Here is a 21,535-nt window from a genome sequence, read left to right as displayed (position 1 = left end):
ACTAACGGATGCTTGTCTTTTTTTTACATATGGTATACTGAAAGAAAATGGAGGAAGTAAGGAGGAAAGCTATGTCATTGACGAACCGTGAAGCTGAAGTTTTATTTGAAATTCGGGAATGGGAGAAGAATTTATATCAGTATGAAGCCAATGATTTACAACTTACATATGAAAAATATTTAGAGCGCTCCTTCTCGTTATTACCAGAAAAAATTCAGCGTCAGTTTTTTTCTGTAATTGATAGCTGGTTGTTTCACTTACATGGAATGATTCAAGGGTCTCAGCTTCAAATGGATGCAAAGGAAAGAATTCTTTCTTCAGGGCGGATTTTTAACAAGGAAATTGAAAAAATAGACGATTTAAAGCAATTAGATATGAATCAATTACAGTATATTGCGATGCAGCAAATTGCGAGGCATCGTTTATATTCCTTCGCTCAAGGTGGTTTAGCTGGAACTGGAGGCCCCCTTCTTCTTGGTACGGATATACCTGCAATAGCGGTAATCAATCTACGGGCGATTCAATTAATTGCTATGACATATGGCTTTGAAGTTAACACACCTCATGAAATGATGACTTCTTTGAAGGTCTTCCATACAGCAACATTACCTGCACGTCTCCAAAAAGAGGGATGGTCCGTATTAGTAAATGAAATTGGTTCAAGTAAGGATCACTATTTTTATCAAGGAAATGATGAAATTACCGATGTGACCTGGCTCGAGCAGCCTATTCAGCAATTGTTTAAGGCGTTAGTTATTAGCTTATTTCGAAAAAAAGTAATACAGGGAATCCCACTTGTCAGCATGACAATTGGGGCAGCTGCCAATTATCAATTAACAAGAAAAGTAACAGAAGTCGCTCATAAATATTATCAGCTTCGATATTTGAAAGAGAAAGAGGAGTTAGAGGGATGAGTACAGCTGAGCATAAAAAAACAGCTCAAAAAAATGTAAAATGTAAAGTTATAACAGTGAGCGATACAAGAGATAAAGATACAGACAAAAGCGGAAAGCTAATGATAGATCTGCTTGAAGAATCCGGGCATACGATTGTGGATTATGTGATTGTTAAGGATGAAGCTGAGCCGATTCATGCTGAAATCTTAAAAGGCTGTGAGCAGGAGGATATTGATGTTATCCTAACAAACGGTGGAACAGGAATCGCCAAAAGAGATGTAACGATTGAAACCGTACAGGGAATCCTTGAAAAAGAGATGGTTGGTTTTGGTGAATTGTTCAGAATGTTGAGCTATCAGGAGGATATTGGCTCAGCCGCCATCCTTTCACGCGCAATAGCAGGAGTTGCTAAAAATACAGCCCTTTTTTCAACGCCAGGTTCTACCGGTGCTGTTAAGCTGGCAATGAATAAACTTATCTTGCCAGAGCTTGGACATGTGGTGAAGGAGATTAAGAAGGATTTATCATAAAAAAAGTAGAAGCGCCTTGATGGTGCTTCTACTTTCTTTATGAGTGCATTTTCCCTGAGATGGTTTGATTCGCCCTGTACCATAGCCATAAATCATTGATAATCGAAGCGAGGTCAGCGATTTCGTTGTTGAGTTGACAGGAACGGGTAAAATTACTTTCGTCAGAAAGCTGAGCTTGTTTTTGATTAATGTTTTTTTCAAGTTCAGCAATTCGGTCAGGGATGGTGCCACGAATTTTCTCCCAATAGAAGAGAATTTCATTTTGGATGTTTTCACTATAATGGTCCCATTCTTCTGAGATATCAGGGATCAGTATGCCAAGCCGGTGGTCGAAAGAAAAATATTCTTTCATGTTATAGCCTCCAAGAAGTAAGTATTACATTCATTCTACTATACAACAGGAGTTCATTCACAATAAGTTTGTTTAGGATTCTTTTTTTGTACGGACAACGAGGACATCACAAGGGGCAAATCGAGTAATATGTTCAGAAACACTGCCAATTAGGAACCTCTCAACTGCATTCATTCCCGTGGCACCACAAATAATTAAATCAATGGAATGTTTTTTAGCTAGCTCTTTAGGTATTTTGACTTTGGGAGAGCCATATTCTATCTCATAGTGAACTTGTGCTACTCCTCGATCGAGTGCTTCTTGTTGATATCCTTCAAGCATATCGATCGCAAGCTTATTGGCCCGCTCTGCAATATCTGGGTCATAGGAATCAATTAACAAAAATGATCTTGTGTCAATAATATGTGCTAATAATAACTTCGCCTGATTTCGATTGGCGATGTCAATGGCTTTTTTTAACGCCCACTCCGCTTCAGTAGAACCATCCACTGCGACTAATATATGTTCATATTTTCCGTTCATTAATTATCCCTCCTTACTTTAATTATACAATTTTTTCTAGGAATAATTGTTTCAATTTTTCGAAACATATAGAAGTAATACATTTCTAGAGGGAGGTTAGTCTTATGTCAATACAGGATCCGAATAGAACATTTTCTTTTGAGTTTGATGAGACGGGGGCAAATGAAGTAAGCGAGCAAATTATGAATTCGTATAATAGCGGATTTATCGGCGAAGGTGAGGCAGAGGCAAGTAGGGATGATTTTCAGGCTGCTGAGGGTTTTCATTTAACAGAATGATAAATGGGATGCTATTCACATTCGGGTGGATAGCTTTTCTATGTAGATAACTAGAAATTCTATTCGATAAGGACATTTACCCAAGAATCTATCCGTTTTTGTGCATATTCTTTAGTGTGAGTTAGAAACTAAGAGGAGGAATATGCACATGTATCAACATGATATGAGAATTCGTCCAGGATTCGGGTTCGGTGGCTTTGGCGGCTTTGGTCGTCGTCGCTTTGGATTTGGATTTCCATTAGGATTCTTAGGAGGATTAGCACTAGGAGCAGCGGTTAGACCATACCCGTTCTATCCATACCCATATCCATATCCTTATTACCCTTACCCATACTTTCCATGGTACTAAATTTTACCGAAAAGGCAAAGCTTTGCAGTTCTCTGCTGCAAAGCCTTTTTAATACATTTTATTAAAGTTTGGGTACCATCACAGAATTTGGTACATTGTAGTTGTTTTTAAATTAGTGGTAAAGTACTGGAAATCTTTACTGCCAAAACAGAAATATAAAAGCTTTATTTGTATATATTTTACAATAGATAATATTTTTGGAGGTAATCACATGCGAATCGGTGTTCCTAAAGAGATAAAAAATAATGAAAACCGTATTGCCATGACACCTGCTGGGGTTGTTAGCCTGATAAATTTTGGTCATGAGGTTTTTATCGAAAAAGGGGCAGGATTAGGTTCGGGTTTTACCGATGAAGACTATGCAGCTGCAGGGGCAAGTATAGTGGAAACTGCTTCAGAAGCATGGTCAATGGAAATGGTTATGAAGGTAAAGGAGCCGCTTCCAAGCGAATATCAATATTTTCGGGAAGGATTAATACTCTTTACATACTTACATTTAGCTCCCGAACCTGAATTAACGAAAGCATTAATTGATCGCAAAGTTGTTGGAATTGCTTATGAAACAGTCCAACTTAATAACCGCTCTTTACCTTTGTTAACTCCAATGAGTGAAGTAGCCGGCAGAATGGCTGCCCAAATTGGTGCACAATTCCTTGAAAAAGTTCATGGAGGTAAAGGAATACTTCTTTCAGGAGTTCCAGGTGTTCAACGTGGGAAAGTAACGATTATTGGCGGAGGGGTAGCGGGTACCAATGCCGCGAAAATGGCGATTGGACTAGGGGCAAAGGTAACGATTATCGATTTGAATCCAGATCGTCTACGCCAGCTGGATGATATTTTTGGCTCAAATGTTTCGACTTTAATGTCCAATCCTTATAATATTGCCGAAGCGATTAAAGAGTCTGACTTAGTGATTGGAGCGGTTCTGATTCCTGGTGCAAAAGCTCCAAAGTTGGTAACCGAAGAAATGATTAAATTGATGAAACCTGGCAGTGTCGTTGTGGACATTGCAATCGACCAAGGTGGAATCTTTGAAACAACTGACCGGATTACCACACATGATAACCCAACTTATATTAAATATGGAGTTGTCCACTACGCTGTTGCGAATATGCCAGGTGCAGTACCAAGAACTTCAACGATTGCGTTAACAAATGTAACAGTACCTTATGCTGTCCAAATTGCCAATAAGGGCTATCGGAAGGCATGTTTAGAGAATGAAGCTTTATTAAAAGGTATTAACACTCTTGGTGGATATGTAACTTATGAGGCTGTGGCAGAAGCTCACGGACTAGTTTACTCGAATACAAAAACATTATTAGAACAGCAGTAAAATAAAAAACCAGCTTCTTTAGAAGCTGGTTTTAAATATCATTTCAATTATAGCCGCATTTGCCGTACCTCATATAAGAAAGTTTTAAACCACCACTCCTCAAAGTGGGTGTTCGCGCGAAGCTTCCTGCATGTCCTCCATGTCAATTTAGACAGAGGCTTGTCATTATGACCTCGAATATAAAACTCCCTATTACAGCTTAAAGGTTAAAACTTTATTATCACTACGAACAACGCAGCCTGTATTAGTAATATACAGCATCTATCACGATATTTCAAATGTTAATAAAATCCAAAAATATTAGCGGATGATCTGCAGTTCTTTAGGGAACATTGTTAGGACCTTCGCGCCGTCAGCCGTGATATATATATCGTCTTCGATCCGGACACCTGCTACATTCGGTACGTAAATACCTGGTTCAATCGTGTAGACCATTCCTTCTTCAAGGATTAGCCCATTGGTTTCCGTCAAAGAAGGATACTCATGAACACTAATTCCAAGCCCATGACCGAGTCGATGCGGGAAATATTCCCCGTAACCAGCTTCAGCAATGATTCTGCGGGCAGTTAAGTCAACTTCTGCAGCCGTTACGCCTGGCTTACTTGCTTCCACTGAAGCTAATTGTGCTTTTAAGACAGTGTCATATATTTCTTTTTGCTTTTCATTGATATCACCATAGGCAACGGTTCTCGTAATATCTGAGCAATACCGATCCACGACAACACCTAAATCAAATAACACCAAATCCCCTTTTTGGATTTTCGTCATCCCTGGATTACCATGCGGAGAAGCACCATTGGCACCAGTAAGTACCATAGTCGAAAAGGACATTTCTGTAACCCCTTTTTTCTTAAGGGCATACTCAACAGCATTGAGGACATCTAATTCGGTTTTTCCTTCATGGATTTCACTGCAGCCAACTTCAATTGCATAATCGGCTAAGGCGCAAGCCTCTTCAATCACTTTTAATTCTTTAGCATCTTTTATCATTCGCAGTATTCTTAACTTTTCTTCGGCAGAAACAATCGCAGCTTGCGGGAATAAAGTTGAAAGTTGTTCGTAGCGTTCTACATTCATGTGTTCTTTTTCAATGGCAACTTTTCCGATACTGCTTATTCTTCTCGCAATAGCTCGCTGAACTAGTTCCCATGGATTTTCGATATCGCTATATCCGATGATTTCATGGTTCCAACCAGAATTTTTGACATCATGAATTTCCATTCCCGGACAAACTAGGAATGGTTCTTCCTCTTGAAATACCGCTAATGCCAGTAGTCGCTCATGTGGATTTGAAAAAAATCCACTTAAATAAAAAACATTCTCAGAAGAGGTAATGAAGCTGACTTCGATTTCATTTTCCTTCATCCACGCTTGTAATCTTTCTAAACGCTGACTCATTTTTTTCTCCTCCTAAAAAATAATCCTTACTGAGCGTATCAATATTACTGAAAAAAGTAAAATGTCTACTTCTATCACAGAACAATAATGGTAATAAATGAGGAAGGAATTTCAATGTTTTTATGGAAGTATTTTAGATAACAACCATTAAAGGAGATGAGAGAATGAAAGTATCTTATCATGGCCACTCTGTTGTCCAAATTAACACAAATGGGAAAACGATTTTTATTGATCCCTTTATTACGGGAAACACGTTGACCGATCTTAATGTGGAAGAGGTCAAACCGGATGTAATCATTTTAACACACGGTCATAATGACCATGTCGGTGATACAGTTGCATTAGCGAAAAAGCATGATGCCCTTGTAATTGCTCCTCATGAGCTTTCTGAATTTTTGAGCTGGCAGGGAGTGAACACTCATGGAATGAGTATTGGCGGCTCTTATCAATTTGAATTCGGTAGAGTGAAACTGACTCAAGCTTTTCATGGTTCTAGCTTTGTGACAGCTGATAATCAAATCGTTTATTGCGGAATGCCAGCAGGAGTTCTATTTATGAATGAAGGGAAAACCATTTACCATGCAGGTGACACAGCTTTATTTTCTGATATGAAGCTGATCGGTGAAAGGCACCCAATTGATATTGCCTTTTTACCGATTGGAGATAATTTTACAATGGGACCAGAGGATGCAGGCTATGCGGCAAAACTATTACAAGCGAAAACAGTTGTGCCGATCCACTTTAATACATTCCCACCTATCAAACAGGATCCAAATAAGTTTATCGAAATGCTAGAAGAACATAACGGAATCGTTCTTGCACCAGGCGAATCTCTAGAATTATAATACTTTTTTTCTCCTTTCAAGCATAAAGATTAACCAAGCATTCTATTCTTGAGGGGGAAATAACTTGAAACAAAATCGATTTTTACTTTGTCTTTTGCTTTGCGGATTTATGCTTTATTATGCCGTTCCAAAACTATCCATTTTTGCAGAAGGTATGGAGGGAGTATTCGCCATTACTTGGCTTTCGTTCGCTTTAATCGTGATTGCCGGTAATTTAACGGCAATGCTTTATAGTCCAAAACGAAATGCTAAAAACCGCCAGCCGCAGCAATTAAAAAGAAAATCACGTTCCTTTTAATGAAAATATGTGATAAACCGCATTTGAATCAAGGCTTTTTACACTTTATAATGAATTTAAGTTATTCTGGAGATATAGAACTCTACTATAAGGGAATATAAATATAAAGGGTGAAGGTCTTGGCTACTAAGCATGAACAGATTCTACAATACATTGATGAACTTCCTGTTGGGGAAAAAATATCAGTGCGTCAGATCGCCAAGGCGATGACTGTCAGTGAAGGAACTGCCTACCGAGCAATTAAAGATGCAGAAAATAAAGGCTATGTCAGTACGATAGAACGGGTAGGAACGATTCGGATTGAACGAAAGAAAAAAGAGAATATCGAAAAGCTTACCTTTGCAGAGGTAGTAAACATTGTGGATGGACAAGTTTTAGGTGGTAAAGCTGGCTTGCATAAAACACTAAATAAATTTGTCATTGGTGCGATGAAATTAGAGGCGATGATGCGTTACACTGGTCCCGATAATCTGTTAATTGTCGGAAACAGGACACAGGCACATGAACTTGCTTTAAAAGCTGGAGCAGCGGTTTTAATAACGGGTGGCTTTGATACGGAGGATCATGTCAAAAGATTAGCAGATAATCTGGAAATGCCGATCATTTCAACAAGCTATGATACATTTACTGTAGCAACAATGATTAACCGTGCTATTTATGACCAGTTAATCAAGAAGGAAATTATTCTTGTCGAAGACATCTTAACTCCATTAGCAGATACCTTTTATTTAAAAACAACGGATAAGGTAGCAAAATGGCATGAGTTTAATCAAAAAACAACCCACAGTCGCTATCCCATTGTTGATCAAAATATGAAAATTCAAGGGATGATAACGTCTAAGGATATACTAGGGCAGAGTGTTGATGTTTCAATAGACCGAATTATGACCAAGCAGCCTATGACAGTTAGCGGCAAGACAAGTGTTGCTTCAACTGCACATATGATGGTTTGGGAAGGAATTGAAGTTCTACCAGTAGTGGACGAAGCCAATCGGCTAGAGGGAATTATAAGCAGACAAGATGTCCTAAAGGCATTGCAAATGAACCAGCGACAGCCTCAGGTAGGGGAAACAATCGATGATATTGTTACCAACCAAATGGAATTAATGAGGGGAAAAGCGAAGGGGGAAGAAGTCTATACCTGTGAGGTAACCCCGCAAATGACCAACCACCTTGGTACCATTTCCTATGGTGTTTTCACTACGATTGTTTCAGATGCGGCCAACCGGATTTTACGAAGCTATAAAAAGGGCGACCTCGTGGTTGAAAATATGACAATCTATTTTATCAAACCTGTTCAAATGGAAAGTATATTAGAAATTTATCCGAAAGTGCTTGAAGTGGGACGGAAGTTTGGGAAGGTAGATGTTGAAGTATTCAGTGAAGGTATTTTAGTTGGGAAAGCAATGATGATGTGTCAATTGCTTGATAGGAATTAATAAAAGCCGCTTTATCTCCAAAAGCGGCTCTCGTTCATTAATTTACTTTCATACTTCTAGCTTCTTCGATAGCAAAAGGAAGATAATGTTTATATTTTTTTATTCCAACGAAGGTAAAAACACCGCCATAAATCATAAACACTACCGAAACAATAATGGTGACGGTGGTTTGGGAAATGAAAAGTAAATGGTTAATTCCGAATAGAGCTACAAACAATCCAAGCGCGATATTAGATTTGGCAGCAAGCCATTTCTTTTCAACTGGACGATTGCTTCTAAAGTATTTTGTTTTATAAAATAAATAGAAAACAAATAAAATAACAATTAAGAAAACAAGAACTGACATTGGTGTTCCTCCAAGTTCCAAAAATATATGATTTTATTCATACATAACTATTTTACCAGAATTACATGATTGATTCAAAATACTCTTAATAGGTGATAAGATGAAAGCGAAAATATTAGAAGCGATTGAAAAATACGAAACAATCATAGTCCACCGCCATGTCCGTCCTGATCCGGATGCTTATGGATCTCAGTGTGGATTAGTAGAAATTTTAAAAGCTTCTTATCCTGATAAAAAGATTTATGCAGTTGGGAAAGAAGAAAAGTCACTCCATTTCATGCGCCGGTTAGATTCGATTGAAGATGAGGTGTTTAAAGGGGCATTAGTAATTGTCTGTGATACGGCTAACCTTGAGAGAATCTGTGACAGCCGTTATCCACTTGGAGATATGCTGATTAAAATTGATCATCATCCAAATGAAGATCCATATGGAGATTTATTATGGGTGGATACATCTGCAAGTTCATGCAGCGAAATGATTTACGAGTTTTATCTATTCGGTAAAGATAAGGGACTGACAATGAATGATGAGGCAGCCCGTCTTTTATTTGGCGGGATTGTTGGTGATACAGGGAGATTCCTATTTCCGAGTACAACGGACAAGACCTTTGCTTATGCTGGGGAGTTAATTCATTATAATTTTTCACGTACTGAACTCTATGACAGTATGTATGAATTAGATACAAATATCATTAAATTAAATGGCTATATTCTTCAAAACTTTGAGATGCAAAGTAATGGACTTGCCTCTGTAGTTCTAACGAAGGAACTGCTCAATGAGTATGGAGCAGTGCCAGCTGAGGCATCCTTACTTGTTGGGACTTTGGGAGATGTTAAAGGAATTAAAGCTTGGGTCTTTTTCATTGAGGAGGACGACCAAATTAGGGTTCGCCTTCGTTCTAAGGGCCCAATCATTAACACCGTCGCGCGAAAGTTTAAAGGTGGCGGCCATCCACTTGCTTCCGGTGCCTCTATATATTCATGGGATGAAGTAGACAATGTATTAAAAGAATTAAGCGTAGTTTGCGATAATTACTAAAAATAAGGAATCGGCCACGAATTTTTTTCGGGCCGATTTTTATTTTGATAAGATAGAAAAAATTCGACTTTGAGAATTGTCTAGCTCCAGCGCCTAGAGGCTCGGGTCATAAGCTTGTCTAGTTCCGGCTCCTTGGGACTCAAGTCGTAAGCCGCCCACTGAATGAAGGCAAAAAGCGCCTTCTTTCAGTGTTCGTCTTACGCCTGTGTCCCAGTACAGTCGCCTCCACTTTTCGGTCAATCCGTCAAGAAGGTTTAAGAACAACCTTCTCGCCGGCTCGTCTTATGCCTGTCGCCCCTGGACAAGGCGCTTGCGCTTTTCTTATTTTTCAAATTCGAGTTCTATATGAATGGTGAGGGTTGAATAAAATACCATTTCTTTTACTTGGAGATTATATCGCTTCTCTTGAATTTTAACCGTTTTATTATGAATAATTTTTTTTATTAATTCCTTACTTTTATAAACGGTATCCAAATCCTTTGCGATCATCATACTAATATCATCTTTGATTGCGTCTTCAATCTCTGAAACACTTAACAAGTCGAGATCGTATTTTTCCCCATTTGTTAATTTTACATTGATTTTTTGAATCGTAAGCTGTTCTATCGTTCGTTTATTAATCTCTTTATATTCCTCCTGCCAGATCTTTTTTTCATTTTCAAGATCAAGGATATCCTCTGTTTGTTCTTTAATAAGTGCCGTGTGCTTTTCCTGCCAAACACCAAAAATATATAAAAAAATACACCAGCTAATCGCTCCACCTATGGCCATACCAGCAAAGAAACGCTGCCAAGAGGGATATCGGTAATAAGGGGGAATTCTCATGAAATATACTCCTGTGTTAACCAATTAATTAACAGTGCTCCGGTTTGGGCTCCGCCTAAGGCAGATATGATGACGAGGATTTGTTTGAAAAGATCTCTTGTTTCAGCATTAAGTATCCCTCTTTCAAAACTATATACTGCATCAAAGGTACCGCCAATTGCCGCGACGATCGCCCAAATTCTTAAGTCTGTTGATAATCGGTAAACCGTTGTGAGCGGAGGTTGTCCTGTCAGGAAGGAAGCGATTCCCCCAATCAATGCTCCTCCAAGAATTACTCCTAATGCAATAAAATAGCTCTCAATAAAAGTAGGAATAAAACCGATTTCCTTCATTTTTTCAACCGCCCTTACAAATATCCTCTTACCCATGTATATGGACAAACAGACATGTTTATGAATGAAGATAAAATTGTCTAGCTCCACCGCCTAGGCAAGGTGCCTCCGGTTTTCTATAAATAAGAACATATTTTCCTTTTTTGGCTTTTAGCACTATAATAAAAATAAGAGAAAAAGTTGAAAGGGGTGACAAAAATGTCTTTTATTCACCTTCACGTTTATAGCGCTTATAGTTTATTATCAAGTACCGCCTCGGTCCCTGATTTGATTGAAAATGCAAAGAAAAAAGGATTTACAAAACTTGCTCTAACGGACCGAAATGTTATGTACGGAACGATTGAATTTTATAAATTATGCAAGAAAAATAATATAAAACCGATTATTGGGTTAACGGTGGATATCCAAAGTGACTGGGAAACGGAGCAATCATTTCCACTTGTTTTGTTAGCGGAAAATATTAAAGGGTTTAGGAATCTATTAAAAATTTCAAGTGCTGTACAAACAAAGTCAGAGAACGGCCTACCTTTTAAGTGGTTAAAACATTATTCAGATGGGCTTATTGCAATAACGCCAGGAGTTGAAGGGGAAATTGAACAGCTCCTATTAAGAAATGATCGTGATAAGGCTGTCGAGTTAGTGACGAAGCTTCAAATGATTTTTGGTAAAGGGAACCTGTTCCTAGCCGTACAAGATCACTTACTCGAAGATGAAGAACTAATCAACAGACAATTTAAAGGGATTTCAAAAGAATTAAACATTCCTTTAGTTGCAACAAACCGAGTCTTTTACTTAGAAAAAGAGGATATGTTCGCTCACGAATGTCTGTTAGCCATTAAAAATGGTGAAAAATTGCAGGATGATCATCGGGAAAAATTAGAAAATGATCATTATTATTTGAAAACAGCAGAAGAAATAGTGGAACAATTCTCGGAGATCCCTGAGGCCTTGGAAAACAGCATACATATTGCAGAAAGGTGTACGGTAGATATTGATTTGAATAAGACGTATTTGCCTTCCTTTCCGACGGAAAACGGCCATTCTTCAGAGGATTATTTAGAAATACTTTGTAAAAAAGGGCTAAATGAGCGTTTTTCAGCGCCAACAGAAGAATATTATCAACGTTTAACTTATGAACTTGAAGTTATAAAACGGATGAAATTTAGTAATTATTTTTTAATTGTTTGGGATTTTATGAGATATGCGCGGGAAAATGGTATTTTGACAGGACCTGGAAGGGGATCAGCTGCAGGATCGCTTGTCGCGTATGTTCTTTATATAACAGATGTTGACCCTATCACTCATGATTTATTATTTGAACGATTTTTAAATCCAGAGCGGATTTCAATGCCAGATATAGATATTGATTTTCCTGATCACAGGCGGGATGAAGTGATAGAATATGTCGCAAAGAAGTATGGAGAATTACATGTTGCCCAAATCGTTACTTTTGGAACAATGGCGGCAAAAGCGGCGATCCGAGATGTTGGCAGAGCTTTTGGTTTAAATTCGAAAGAATTGGATCAATTATCAAAGCTGATCCCCGGGCGATTAGGGATGAATTTAACAGATGCGTACAAAGAATCCCCAGGCTTAAGAAGATTTATTGATGAAAATCCTCTGAACAGAAAATTGTATGAAACGGCATTGAAGCTTGAAGGATTGCCACGGCACACCTCTACACATGCTGCTGGGGTTGTTATTAGTGATAAACAATTAGTGGAATTAATCCCCATTCAAAAAGGACATAACAATATTTATTTAACCCAATATTCGATGGAACACCTCGAAGAAATCGGGTTATTGAAGATGGATTTTCTTGGGTTGAGAAATTTATCGTTAATTGAAACCATTGTAGCTTCCATCGCTCGAAAAAAAGGAAAGAAGCTGGATGTCCGGACCCTTCCATTGGATGATGAAAAAACATTTGAATTATTAGCAAGAGGCGAGACAACGGGAATTTTCCAGCTCGAATCAGAGGGAATGAGGAAAGTTTTACTTCGATTAAAGCCATCAAGATTTGAAGATATCGTTGCCGTGAACGCACTATATCGTCCTGGCCCAATGGAAAATATTCCGCTTTTTATTGATCGAAAACATGGAAGTCAGCCGGTGGAATATCCACATCCTGACTTAAAACCCATTCTGGAGAACACCTATGGAGTGTTAATTTATCAGGAACAAATCATCCAAATTGCTTCGACAATGGCAGGTTTTTCCTTAGGGGAAGCAGATCTGTTAAGAAGAGCAGTCGGGAAAAAGCAGAAGGAGGTTCTTGATCGAGAGAGAAATCATTTTGTCCAAGGTGCATTAAAAAAGGGTTATCATGCGTCGCTTGCCAATGAAATTTATGATTTAATCGTTCGGTTTGCTAACTACGGATTTAACCGGAGTCATGCTGTAGCCTATAGTATGATTGCCTACCAGCTTGCCTATTTAAAGGCCAATTATCCACTGTATTTTATGGCAGGCTTGCTGACGTCAGCGATTGGGAATGAAACAAAAATAGCTCAATATATTCTAGAAGCAAAACAGAAGGATATACCTGTCTTACCACCCTCAATTAATTTTAGCGGCTTTTCCTTTCAAGTAGAACATTTAGGAATCCGCTATAGCTTAGCAGCGATAAAAAGTGTTGGAGCTGTCGCTTTAAGGGAAATCTTTCAGTCGAGAAAGATGAAGAGGTTTGAAGATTTATTTGACTTTTGTACTAGAGTTTCATCAAAAGCGATTAATCGGAAAACGCTTGAGGTTCTTGTCCATTCAGGAAGCTTTGATGAATTTGGAGAGGATCGAGCTGTTTTATTAGCGACTCTTGATGTAGCACTTGAACATGCCCAATTGTTTAAGGTAGACGATTCGAATCAATTCGAATTATTTGCTGAAGAAGAAATGCAGTTAAGGCCTAAATACGTACAGGTGGATCCAATCAGACAAGAGGATAAATTGGCTTTTGAAAAAGAAGCCCTTGGATTTTATCTTTCTGATCATCCTGTTTCATTATACGAAAAACTACTTAAACAGGCTGGAGCACAGGTTCTACTAGAATTAGGCATCGAACATAAACGAGCAGCAGTAGGCGTGTATATTACCACTGCGAAAAAAATCCGGACTAAAAAAGGCGAATCGATGGCCTTTTTGAATATAAGTGATGCCAGCGGAGAAATGGAGGCTGTTTCTTTCCCAAATGTCTTTAAGAAATTCTCTAATTTGTTAGCACAAGGGGAATTTGCTGTGCTGGAGGGGAAGGTCGAGGAACGGGATGGAAAGAAGCAGTTTATTATCCAGAACGTATCAGAAATCGAACAATGGATTCAAGCAAATATGAAAAAGCAATCGGTTCTATATTTGAAAATTGTTCCAGAAAAACAAGACGAGCAATCATTAAGGCAATTAAAACAATTTTTCAAGGGAAATAATGGGAGTTCTGACATTGTGTTATTTTATGAGGACACTCGGAAAACCATTAGGCTTGGACCGGAGTTTAAGATTCATCCTAGCCAGCAATTATTAGATTTATTAAGGGATTTCCTTGGTTCTGAAAATGTTGTACTGAAAGAATAATTCTTTACAACTTTATCAAATATGTTATATTGAAAGAGAGATGGGATGGTCTGACCACTATGGATTCAGACTGTATTCACGGTCATAAATCATAATCTTATTTGGAAAAAATTAAGGGGTGAAATAACTTGACTTTACGGGAAGAAGCACTACATATGCATCGAATTAATAAAGGAAAGTTAGAGTCTAAATCAAAGGTACCAGTCAGAAATGCCAAGGATTTAAGTTTAGCCTATTCACCGGGAGTGGCTGAACCATGTAAGGACATCTATGAAAAACCAGAAACTGTTTATGACTACACGATGAAAGGCAATATGGTTGCAGTTGTAACAGACGGTACCGCTGTCTTGGGTCTTGGAAATATTGGACCAGAAGCTGCTCTTCCAGTAATGGAAGGAAAAGCAGTATTGTTTAAAAGCTTTGCAGGTGTAGATGCATTTCCAATCTGTTTGAATACAACTGACGTAGACAAAATCGTTGAAACCGTAAAGTTACTTGAACCAACTTTTGGTGGTGTGAATCTAGAAGACATTGCAGCACCAAATTGTTTCGTTATTGAGGAAAGATTAAAAAAAGAGACAAATATTCCAATCTTCCATGATGACCAGCATGGCACTGCGATTGTTACGGTAGCAGGACTTGTTAATGCGCTAAAGTTAATTGGCAAGAAAATAACTGAAATTAAAGTCGTGGCTAATGGTGCTGGAGCAGCAGGAATTGCGATTATAAAACTATTATACAGCTACGGTGTTAGAGATATTATTATGTGTGATACAAAAGGGGCTATATATGAAGGCCGCCCTCAAGGAATGAATGAAGTCAAAGCAGAAGTGGCTAAATTTACGAACAGAGACAATCTTCAAGGTTCTCTTGAAGATGTCATTAAAGGGGCCGATGTGTTTATTGGTGTTTCTGTTGCGGGTGCCTTAACAAAAGAAATGGTTGCTTCCATGAATAAGGATGCAGTTATTTTTGCGATGGCTAATCCAGTGCCAGAAATTATGCCAAGTGATGCGAAGGAAGCTGGTGCAAGAGTGGTAGGTACAGGCAGATCTGATTTTCCTAACCAAGTGAACAACGTACTTGCCTTCCCAGGAATCTTCCGTGGAGCACTTGATGTACGTGCCACACATATAAATGAGAAAATGAAGGTGGCAGCTGTACAAGCCATTGCCAATTTAATTGACGAATCAGAGCTTAGTGAGGATTATGTTATCCCTGCTCCGTTTGATCCACGTGTAGCTCCTGAGGTTGCAGCAGCAGTAGCTAAAGCTGCAATGGAGACAGGTGTTGCACGTTTAAAGCTCGATCCTGAAGATGTGAAAGAAAAAACCATGAGGCTCGCGATTATCGGTAAAAGTGAGTGATAACGTAAGTGACGAACACGAAGGTTTATTTAGGGATTGTAAGAAAACTTAGAGAGATGATATCTGCGGACGGTCTGAAATCTGGAGATAAAATCCCATCTGAACGGGAATTGTCTGAGCGCCTGAATGTCGGGCGCTCTTCCGTTCGAGAAGCACTAAGAGCACTAGAACTGCTGGGATTAATTGAAACAAGACGTGGTGAGGGAACGTTTATTCGAGACTTTCGGGAAAACCAACTCGTCCAGCTGCTCGGGACATTTGTTCTTCAAGATTCAAAAGCAAAGCATGATGTAGTAGAAACGAAGAACCTAATCGAAATGGATTGTCTCCGTCTCGTTCTTGCTAAAATTGACGAAAAGAAAATCCTTACGTTAAGGAACCTAGCAGAAGTGAATTTTGTGGATGTCGATCAATTCTTTCAGCAGATTATTGAAATGGCAGATAACCATTTAATGTCGAGAATTTGGCTAATCTTGAAGGATTATCAATATTCATTGCAATTGAAGAAAGATGATGTGGACCCAAGCCGCCTTAGATTATTAGTCATTGCTTTAGCTGAAAAGAATGAGGAAAAGACAATTCTTGCTTACCGGCAGTTAAGAAATTTGTCTAATTTTACCGACAAATAATAACAGATTTTGTAAAGCATTTACTTTATAGTAGAAAAGACAAGCAGCAAAGCCCAATTCGAAGTGGGCATTTTTAATTCTATAGTGGTCTGACCACTTTTTGGGGCTAAATAGGTTTGAATTGTCTGCAATAAAGGTAAGACTTCAATGTAGTATCAAAATATCAATCTGGCTTCATTTTTTTATTAAGGGAGGTTTATCCAACTTGCTTCTTAAAGAGCTTTTTACTAAAAATCAAAATAAAAAGAAAAAATATGCGACGATTCCAACTGAAGCGGCGAAAAGTGATGTACCTGAAGGTATTATGACGAAATGTCCTTCGTGTAAGACAATCATGTATACAAAGGAACTCAATAAAAACTTAAAAGTTTGTTCACAATGTGGATACCACTTTCCGATGAATTCAAAAGAGCGTATCGATAGCTTTATCGATCAAGGCAGTTTTGTGGAATTCGATGAAAGCATGGTTTCTGAAAATCCGCTTAACTTCCCTGATTACCTGGAAAAGTTAGAAAAAGACCGTCAAAAAACGAAAATAAATGAAGCGGTTGTTACTGGTTCAGGTACGGTTAATGGAAATAAGATTGTCACAGCAATCATGGATTCAACATTTCGGATGGGAAGTATGGGATCAGTAGTAGGTGAGAAGATCACACGTGCCATTGAAAAAGCAGATGAAATGTCTGTACCGTTTATCATCTTTACAGCATCTGGCGGTGCACGTATGCAAGAAGGTGTTCTAAGCTTAATGCAAATGGCGAAAACAAGTGTAGCATTAAAGAAATTCAGCGAGAATGGTGGATTAATCATTTCGATGATGACTCATCCCACTACAGGAGGTGTTTCTGCTAGCTTTGCTTCTTTAGGGGATTATAACTTTGCAGAACCAGGAGCATTAATTGGGTTTGCTGGCCGCAGGGTTATTGAACAATCAATCCGGGAAGAACTTCCTGAAGATTTTCAAACAGCAGAATTTCTCTTAAAGCACGGTCAACTTGATGCCATTATTTCTCGTCTTGAGCTAGTTGACAAAATCACAAATCTATTAGAAATTCATCAACCAGGAGGTAATCTCGAATGGTAGGAGAATTAGAATTTGAACGCCCGATTGTTCAATTGAAAAACAAAATTATCGAATTAAGAGAGTTTACCAAATCAGCTGATGTTGATTTATCATCAGAAATTGAAAAATTAGAAATGCGGCTTGAAAAACTGGAAAAGGATATTTATGAAAATATCAAACCATGGGATCGAGTGCAAATTGCCCGCCATCCGAACCGCCCGACAACTCTAGACTATATTTCTCATCTTTTTGAAGGTTTCTTTGAATGTCATGGCGATCGAACCTTTGGTGATGATGAAGCAATCGTTGGTGGTATTGCGAAATACAGGGGGCTGCCGGTCACAGTCATTGGCCACCAAAGAGGAAAAGATACAAAGGAAAATATCCGTCGAAACTTTGGTATGCCTCATCCGGAAGGTTATCGAAAGGCACTCCGTTTAATGAAGCAGGCAGACAAATTTAATCGTCCCATTATTTGCTTTATTGATACAAAAGGGGCATACCCAGGAAAAGCGGCTGAGGAAAGAGGACAAAGTGAAGCGATAGCTCGGAATCTGTTCGAAATGGCCGGTTTAAAGGTTCCTGTAATTTGTATTGTTATCGGTGAGGGCGGAAGCGGCGGTGCGCTAGCTCTGGGCGTTGGTAACCGCATGTATATGCTTGAGAATTCTACTTACTCCGTTATATCACCTGAAGGTGCTGCGGCTATTTTGTGGAAGGATGCCTCACATGCTAAGCAAGCTGCTGAATCGATGAGGATCACAGCCCCAGACTTAAAAGAGCTTGGAATTATTGATGATATTATTCCAGAATTAAAAGGCGGAGCTCATAAAGATGCGAGTAAACAAGCGGAAGCCATTGACGAACTGCTAAAAAAATCATTAAAGGATTTACTAGAGCTTTCAGAAGAAGAATTGATTATCGATCGTTACAATCGATTCCGAACCATTGGTGAATATTCTTTCTCTAAAGACTTTATCAGTGCTTTATAAACGTGCTCTTTGGGCACGTTTATTTTAATGGTGACTATTTTAATGCATGATTACAACACTGATTTTATTTTTTTTCAATTCACAAAGTTGTCAAGGCTTTTACCAGTAAATAACAAAGAATGCGGTTACAAACATAAATGAAGCGCTTGCAGTTCACTGATTATTCCGTCTTTTAAATTTACTAATGTGATGGAGTTGTTATAGGGATTTCTTCATGTTATTTTATAAATATTCCCTATATAATTGCTAATAATAAATGAAGTACTAGGGAGACTAAAACGAATTAATTAAGATATTTTGTAACTTCCTGAGTTTATACATAGGATAATGTAATCCAATGAGGTGATAGAAAAATGAAGAAAATTGGTGTGCTTACAAGTGGAGGAGATTCTCCAGGAATGAATCCTGCAATTCGTGCAGTTGTCCGAAAGGCAATATTTCATAACGTAGAGGTCTACGGAATCTACGGTGGATATTCTGGACTAATCTCTGGGAATATAAAAAAACTTGAGCTAGGATCTGTTGGTGATATTATTCATCGAGGAGGAACCATGCTCCATTCTGCACGTTTACCTGAATTTAAGAATCCAGAGGTGCAGCAAAAAGGGATTGAGCAATTAAAGGCCCTAGGAATTGAAGGTTTGGTCGTTATTGGTGGGGATGGTTCCTATCGTGGGGCGAAAGCTTTAACAGAACAGGGTTTTCCATGCGTGGGTGTGCCAGGAACGATCGATAATGATATCCCAGGTACAGAATTAACCATCGGGTTTGATACGGCATTAAATACGGTTATTGATGCGCTAGATAAAATTCGCGATACTGCTACTTCACACGAAAGAACCTTTGTCATTGAGGTTATGGGACGAGACGCTGGTGACATCGCCTTATGGGCTGGACTAGCTGGTGGTGCAGAAACAATCTTAATTCCGGAAGAAAATTATGATATGAATGAAATTGCTGAACGCTTGCGCAAAGGACAGGAACGTGGGAAAAAGCACAGTATTATCGTGGTGGCAGAAGGCGTCTGTAGCGGAGTTGAATTTGCAAAACAATTGCAAGAAGCCTCTAACCTTGATACAAGAGTATCCGTATTGGGACATATTCAACGTGGTGGTTCTCCAACAGCTGCTGACAGAGTGCTTGCAAGCCGATTAGGCGCTAGAGCGGTTGAATTGTTAATTGAAGGAAAAGGCGGACGTGCAGTCGGGATTGAAAAAAACCAGCTGGTTGATTACGATATTATTGAGGCGTTAGGCAGGAAACATACATTGGATCTTGACCTGTTTAAACTTTCAAAAGAATTATCTATCTAGGAATTGGTATGATTAGGGAGGATACAAAGATGTTGCGTAAAACTAAAATCGTTTGTACGATTGGTCCTGCTAGTGAAAGCGTTGATAAGCTTACACAATTAATTGAAGCAGGTATGAATGTGGCTCGGTTAAATTTTTCACATGGTGATTTTAACGAGCACGGTCAAAGAATTAAAAATATTCGTGAAGCCGCAAAACGTGCTGGAAAAACTGTAGCGATTTTGCTTGATACAAAAGGACCTGAAATTCGTACACATAATATGCTTGATGGAGCAATCGAACTAGTATCTGGAAATAATGTTATTGTTTCGATGAACGAGGTTGAAGGAACGACAGAGAAGTTTTCGATTACATATCCAGGTTTAATTGAAGATGTACATGTGGGTTCAAAAATCTTATTGGATGATGGTCTAATCGGGCTTGAAGTCCTTAGTATTGATAAGTCGGCAAATGAGATTACCACGAAAATATTAAACAGCGGTACGTTGAAAAATAAAAAGGGTGTTAATGTTCCAGGAGTATCCGTGAACCTTCCAGGGATCACAGAGAAGGATACCCAGGACATTCTTTTCGGGATTGAACAAGGAATAGACTTTATTGCCGCATCTTTTGTAAGACGTGCAAAGGACGTATTAGAAATCCGTCAGCTTCTAGAAGAAAAAGAAGCAACACATATTCATATCATTCCAAAGATTGAGAATCAAGAAGGCGTAGACAACATCGATGAAATCCTTGAGATTTCTGATGGCTTGATGGTTGCCCGTGGTGACCTTGGAGTTGAAATTCCGGCGGAAGAAGTACCATTAGTGCAAAAAATGTTGATTAAGAAATGTAATTATATGGGCAAGCCTGTCATTACAGCAACACAAATGCTTGATTCAATGCAGCGAAACCCTAGACCAACTCGTGCAGAAGCAAGTGATGTTGCCAATGCCATTTTTGATGGTACGGATGCTATCATGCTTTCAGGTGAAACAGCTGCTGGATTATATCCAGTTGAAGCAGTTCAAACGATGAATAATATTGCTTCACGAGCAGAACAAGCTCTAGATCATAAAGAAATCCTTTCTGCCCGCAGTAAAGATACGGAGCATAATATCACAGACGCTATTGGGCAATCTGTTGCTCATACGGCATTAAATCTTGATGTAAATTCCATTATCACACCAACTGAGAGTGGACATACAGCAAGAATGATTTCAAAATATCGTCCAAAAGCACCGATTGTGGCCGTTACATCAAACGAAAATGTTCATCGCCGTTTATCGCTTGTATGGGGTGTGTATCCACAGCTTGGTCAAATTTGCAGCTCTACAGATGAAATGCTTGATAGTGCTGTTGAAGAAAGCGTCAATAGTGGAATTGTGAAGCATGGAGATCTAGTGGTAATCACTGCGGGTGTTCCTGTGGGTGAAGCTGGAACTACCAATTTGATGAAAATCCATGTAGTTGGAGATGTAATCATCAGAGCACAAGGAATTGGCCGTAAGTCTGCATTTGGTAAAGTAGTAATTGCTCATACTGCACAAGAGGCGATTGAAAAAGTAAATCCGGGTTCCATTTTAGTGACAATCGGTTCTGATCGTGACATGGTTCCAGCCATTGAGAAATGTGCAGCTTTAATCACTCAAGAGGGCGGCTTAACAAGCCATGCTGCAGTGGTCGGACTAAACTTGGGAATTCCAGTCATCGTAGGCGTTGAAAACGCAATGGAAATATTCAAAGACGGTCAAGAAATCACGGTCGATGCAACCCGTGGAGTTATCTATAACGGACACGCAAGCGTACTATAATAAAAAAAGAAGGGGGGATCCTCTTCTTTTTT

22 protein-coding genes and 1 other RNA gene are annotated in these 21,535 nt (G+C 38.8%); 16 read left to right on the top strand and 7 right to left on the bottom strand.

What is annotated here, in order from left to right; all coding sequences use genetic code 11:
* Positions 1–71: 71 nt before the first annotated feature.
* Positions 72–914 (top strand): EcsC family protein, encoded by an 843-nt coding sequence (locus ACWM35_RS07370; protein WP_454816903.1) that lies wholly within the window; start codon positions 72–74, stop codon positions 912–914.
* Positions 911–1,426 carry a MogA/MoaB family molybdenum cofactor biosynthesis protein gene (locus ACWM35_RS07365; RefSeq protein WP_454816902.1) on the top strand — a complete coding sequence of 172 codons (516 nt, stop codon included), beginning with the start codon at positions 911–913 and terminating at the stop codon, positions 1,424–1,426. The genes ACWM35_RS07370 and ACWM35_RS07365 overlap by 4 nt, the downstream gene beginning before the upstream one ends.
* A gap of 37 nt (positions 1,427–1,463) precedes the next feature.
* Here ACWM35_RS07365 and ACWM35_RS07360 read toward each other — a convergent pair whose 3' ends face one another.
* Both ACWM35_RS07360 and ACWM35_RS07355 read right to left on the bottom strand, forming a co-directional pair.
* Positions 1,464–1,778: an ABC transporter C-terminal domain-containing protein gene (locus ACWM35_RS07360; RefSeq protein ID WP_454816901.1), complete on the bottom strand. Its 315-nt coding sequence runs from the start codon at positions 1,776–1,778 to the stop codon at positions 1,464–1,466.
* A 72-nt stretch (positions 1,779–1,850) separates the two neighbouring features.
* A complete protein-coding gene (locus ACWM35_RS07355) occupies positions 1,851–2,300 on the bottom strand; it encodes a universal stress protein (RefSeq protein ID WP_454816900.1) in 450 nt (149 codons plus the stop codon).
* Between the two features lie 104 nt (positions 2,301–2,404).
* Between ACWM35_RS07355 and ACWM35_RS07350 the strand changes: the two genes are divergently transcribed.
* From ACWM35_RS07350 to ald, 3 genes are all read left to right on the top strand, one after another.
* On the top strand, positions 2,405–2,578 hold the full coding sequence (locus tag ACWM35_RS07350; RefSeq protein ID WP_454816899.1) for a hypothetical protein: 174 nt from the start codon (positions 2,405–2,407) through the stop codon (positions 2,576–2,578).
* A gap of 148 nt (positions 2,579–2,726) precedes the next feature.
* Positions 2,727–2,927: a hypothetical protein gene (locus ACWM35_RS07345; RefSeq protein WP_454816898.1), complete on the top strand. Its 201-nt coding sequence runs from the start codon at positions 2,727–2,729 to the stop codon at positions 2,925–2,927.
* Positions 2,928–3,138: 211 nt separating this feature from the next.
* Positions 3,139–4,260: an alanine dehydrogenase gene (ald, locus tag ACWM35_RS07340; protein ID WP_454816897.1), complete on the top strand. Its 1,122-nt coding sequence runs from the start codon at positions 3,139–3,141 to the stop codon at positions 4,258–4,260.
* 46 nt (positions 4,261–4,306) lie between these two features.
* On the opposite strand, the gene ssrS is transcribed toward ald, so the two are convergent.
* Both ssrS and ACWM35_RS07330 read right to left on the bottom strand, forming a co-directional pair.
* Positions 4,307–4,504, bottom strand: a non-coding RNA gene (ssrS, locus tag ACWM35_RS07335) — 6S RNA.
* 56 nt (positions 4,505–4,560) lie between these two features.
* Positions 4,561–5,658 (bottom strand): M24 family metallopeptidase, encoded by a 1,098-nt coding sequence (locus tag ACWM35_RS07330; RefSeq protein WP_454816896.1) that lies wholly within the window; start codon positions 5,656–5,658, stop codon positions 4,561–4,563.
* 164 nt (positions 5,659–5,822) lie between these two features.
* On the opposite strand from ACWM35_RS07330, the gene ACWM35_RS07325 reads away from it, so the two are divergent.
* From ACWM35_RS07325 to ACWM35_RS07315, 3 genes are all read left to right on the top strand, one after another.
* A complete protein-coding gene (locus ACWM35_RS07325) occupies positions 5,823–6,503 on the top strand; it encodes a metal-dependent hydrolase (protein WP_454816895.1) in 681 nt (226 codons plus the stop codon).
* Positions 6,504–6,567: 64 nt separating this feature from the next.
* Entirely contained in the window at positions 6,568–6,801 is a 234-nt protein-coding gene (locus tag ACWM35_RS07320) for a hypothetical protein (protein ID WP_454816894.1), read from the top strand.
* A gap of 119 nt (positions 6,802–6,920) precedes the next feature.
* Positions 6,921–8,240 (top strand): DRTGG domain-containing protein, encoded by a 1,320-nt coding sequence (locus tag ACWM35_RS07315; RefSeq protein WP_454816893.1) that lies wholly within the window; start codon positions 6,921–6,923, stop codon positions 8,238–8,240.
* Positions 8,241–8,277: 37 nt separating this feature from the next.
* Here the strand turns inward: ACWM35_RS07315 and ACWM35_RS07310 are convergent, their stop codons facing one another.
* On the bottom strand, positions 8,278–8,586 hold the full coding sequence (locus tag ACWM35_RS07310) for a YtpI family protein (protein WP_454816892.1): 309 nt from the start codon (positions 8,584–8,586) through the stop codon (positions 8,278–8,280).
* A 100-nt stretch (positions 8,587–8,686) separates the two neighbouring features.
* Here ACWM35_RS07310 and ACWM35_RS07305 point away from each other — a divergent pair, with 100 nt between their 5' ends.
* Complete coding sequence (locus ACWM35_RS07305; protein WP_454816891.1) at positions 8,687–9,625, top strand: DHH family phosphoesterase; 939 nt, start codon at positions 8,687–8,689, stop codon at positions 9,623–9,625.
* Between the two features lie 321 nt (positions 9,626–9,946).
* Here ACWM35_RS07305 and ytrI read toward each other — a convergent pair whose 3' ends face one another.
* On the bottom strand, positions 9,947–10,450 hold the full coding sequence (ytrI, locus tag ACWM35_RS07300) for a sporulation membrane protein YtrI (RefSeq protein ID WP_454816890.1): 504 nt from the start codon (positions 10,448–10,450) through the stop codon (positions 9,947–9,949).
* Positions 10,447–10,782, bottom strand: coding sequence for a YtrH family sporulation protein (locus ACWM35_RS07295; protein WP_454816888.1), 336 nt, complete (start codon positions 10,780–10,782; stop codon positions 10,447–10,449). Before ACWM35_RS07295 ends, ytrI begins: the two co-directional genes overlap by 4 nt.
* Positions 10,783–10,980: 198 nt before the next feature.
* Between ACWM35_RS07295 and dnaE the strand changes: the two genes are divergently transcribed.
* The 7 genes from dnaE to pyk all read left to right on the top strand — a co-directional run bounded on the left by dnaE (position 10,981) and on the right by pyk (position 21,503).
* Positions 10,981–14,346, top strand: a complete 3,366-nt coding sequence (dnaE, locus tag ACWM35_RS07290; protein ID WP_454816886.1) for a DNA polymerase III subunit alpha — start codon at positions 10,981–10,983, stop codon at positions 14,344–14,346.
* Positions 14,347–14,474: 128 nt separating this feature from the next.
* The gene (locus tag ACWM35_RS07285) at positions 14,475–15,713 is read left to right on the top strand and encodes an NAD(P)-dependent malic enzyme (protein WP_454816884.1); all 1,239 of its coding nucleotides are present in this window, start codon (positions 14,475–14,477) and stop codon (positions 15,711–15,713) included.
* A 56-nt stretch (positions 15,714–15,769) separates the two neighbouring features.
* Positions 15,770–16,342, top strand: coding sequence for a FadR/GntR family transcriptional regulator (locus ACWM35_RS07280; protein WP_454817113.1), 573 nt, complete (start codon positions 15,770–15,772; stop codon positions 16,340–16,342).
* Positions 16,343–16,547: 205 nt separating this feature from the next.
* Positions 16,548–17,426, top strand: coding sequence for an acetyl-CoA carboxylase, carboxyltransferase subunit beta (gene accD, locus ACWM35_RS07275; RefSeq protein ID WP_454816882.1), 879 nt, complete (start codon positions 16,548–16,550; stop codon positions 17,424–17,426).
* Complete coding sequence (gene accA, locus ACWM35_RS07270; protein WP_454816881.1) at positions 17,420–18,397, top strand: acetyl-CoA carboxylase carboxyl transferase subunit alpha; 978 nt, start codon at positions 17,420–17,422, stop codon at positions 18,395–18,397. Before accD ends, accA begins: the two co-directional genes overlap by 7 nt.
* A 353-nt stretch (positions 18,398–18,750) precedes the next feature.
* On the top strand, positions 18,751–19,710 hold the full coding sequence (pfkA, locus tag ACWM35_RS07265; protein WP_454816879.1) for a 6-phosphofructokinase: 960 nt from the start codon (positions 18,751–18,753) through the stop codon (positions 19,708–19,710).
* Positions 19,711–19,742: 32 nt separating this feature from the next.
* Positions 19,743–21,503 (top strand): pyruvate kinase, encoded by a 1,761-nt coding sequence (gene pyk, locus ACWM35_RS07260; protein WP_454817111.1) that lies wholly within the window; start codon positions 19,743–19,745, stop codon positions 21,501–21,503.
* Positions 21,504–21,535 lie beyond the last annotated feature (32 nt).

The organism is Neobacillus sp. K501 (assembly GCF_053749995.1).
This window is presented reverse-complemented; position numbering and strand designations above follow the sequence as displayed.

Coding starts and splice junctions, on each gene's coding strand:
- ACWM35_RS07370 (WP_454816903.1), top strand. CDS start 72: ATGTCATTGACGAACCGTGAAGCTGAAGTTTTATTTGAAATTCGGGAA.
- ACWM35_RS07365 (WP_454816902.1), top strand. CDS start 911: ATGAGTACAGCTGAGCATAAAAAAACAGCTCAAAAAAATGTAAAATGT.
- ACWM35_RS07360 (WP_454816901.1), bottom strand. CDS start 1,778: ATGAAAGAATATTTTTCTTTCGACCACCGGCTTGGCATACTGATCCCT.
- ACWM35_RS07355 (WP_454816900.1), bottom strand. CDS start 2,300: ATGAACGGAAAATATGAACATATATTAGTCGCAGTGGATGGTTCTACT.
- ACWM35_RS07350 (WP_454816899.1), top strand. CDS start 2,405: ATGTCAATACAGGATCCGAATAGAACATTTTCTTTTGAGTTTGATGAG.
- ACWM35_RS07345 (WP_454816898.1), top strand. CDS start 2,727: ATGTATCAACATGATATGAGAATTCGTCCAGGATTCGGGTTCGGTGGC.
- ald (WP_454816897.1), top strand. CDS start 3,139: ATGCGAATCGGTGTTCCTAAAGAGATAAAAAATAATGAAAACCGTATT.
- ACWM35_RS07330 (WP_454816896.1), bottom strand. CDS start 5,658: ATGAGTCAGCGTTTAGAAAGATTACAAGCGTGGATGAAGGAAAATGAA.
- ACWM35_RS07325 (WP_454816895.1), top strand. CDS start 5,823: ATGAAAGTATCTTATCATGGCCACTCTGTTGTCCAAATTAACACAAAT.
- ACWM35_RS07310 (WP_454816892.1), bottom strand. CDS start 8,586: ATGTCAGTTCTTGTTTTCTTAATTGTTATTTTATTTGTTTTCTATTTA.
- ACWM35_RS07305 (WP_454816891.1), top strand. CDS start 8,687: ATGAAAGCGAAAATATTAGAAGCGATTGAAAAATACGAAACAATCATA.
- ytrI (WP_454816890.1), bottom strand. CDS start 10,450: ATGAGAATTCCCCCTTATTACCGATATCCCTCTTGGCAGCGTTTCTTT.
- ACWM35_RS07295 (WP_454816888.1), bottom strand. CDS start 10,782: ATGAAGGAAATCGGTTTTATTCCTACTTTTATTGAGAGCTATTTTATT.
- dnaE (WP_454816886.1), top strand. CDS start 10,981: ATGTCTTTTATTCACCTTCACGTTTATAGCGCTTATAGTTTATTATCA.
- ACWM35_RS07280 (WP_454817113.1), top strand. CDS start 15,770: ATGATATCTGCGGACGGTCTGAAATCTGGAGATAAAATCCCATCTGAA.
- accA (WP_454816881.1), top strand. CDS start 17,420: ATGGTAGGAGAATTAGAATTTGAACGCCCGATTGTTCAATTGAAAAAC.
- pfkA (WP_454816879.1), top strand. CDS start 18,751: ATGAAGAAAATTGGTGTGCTTACAAGTGGAGGAGATTCTCCAGGAATG.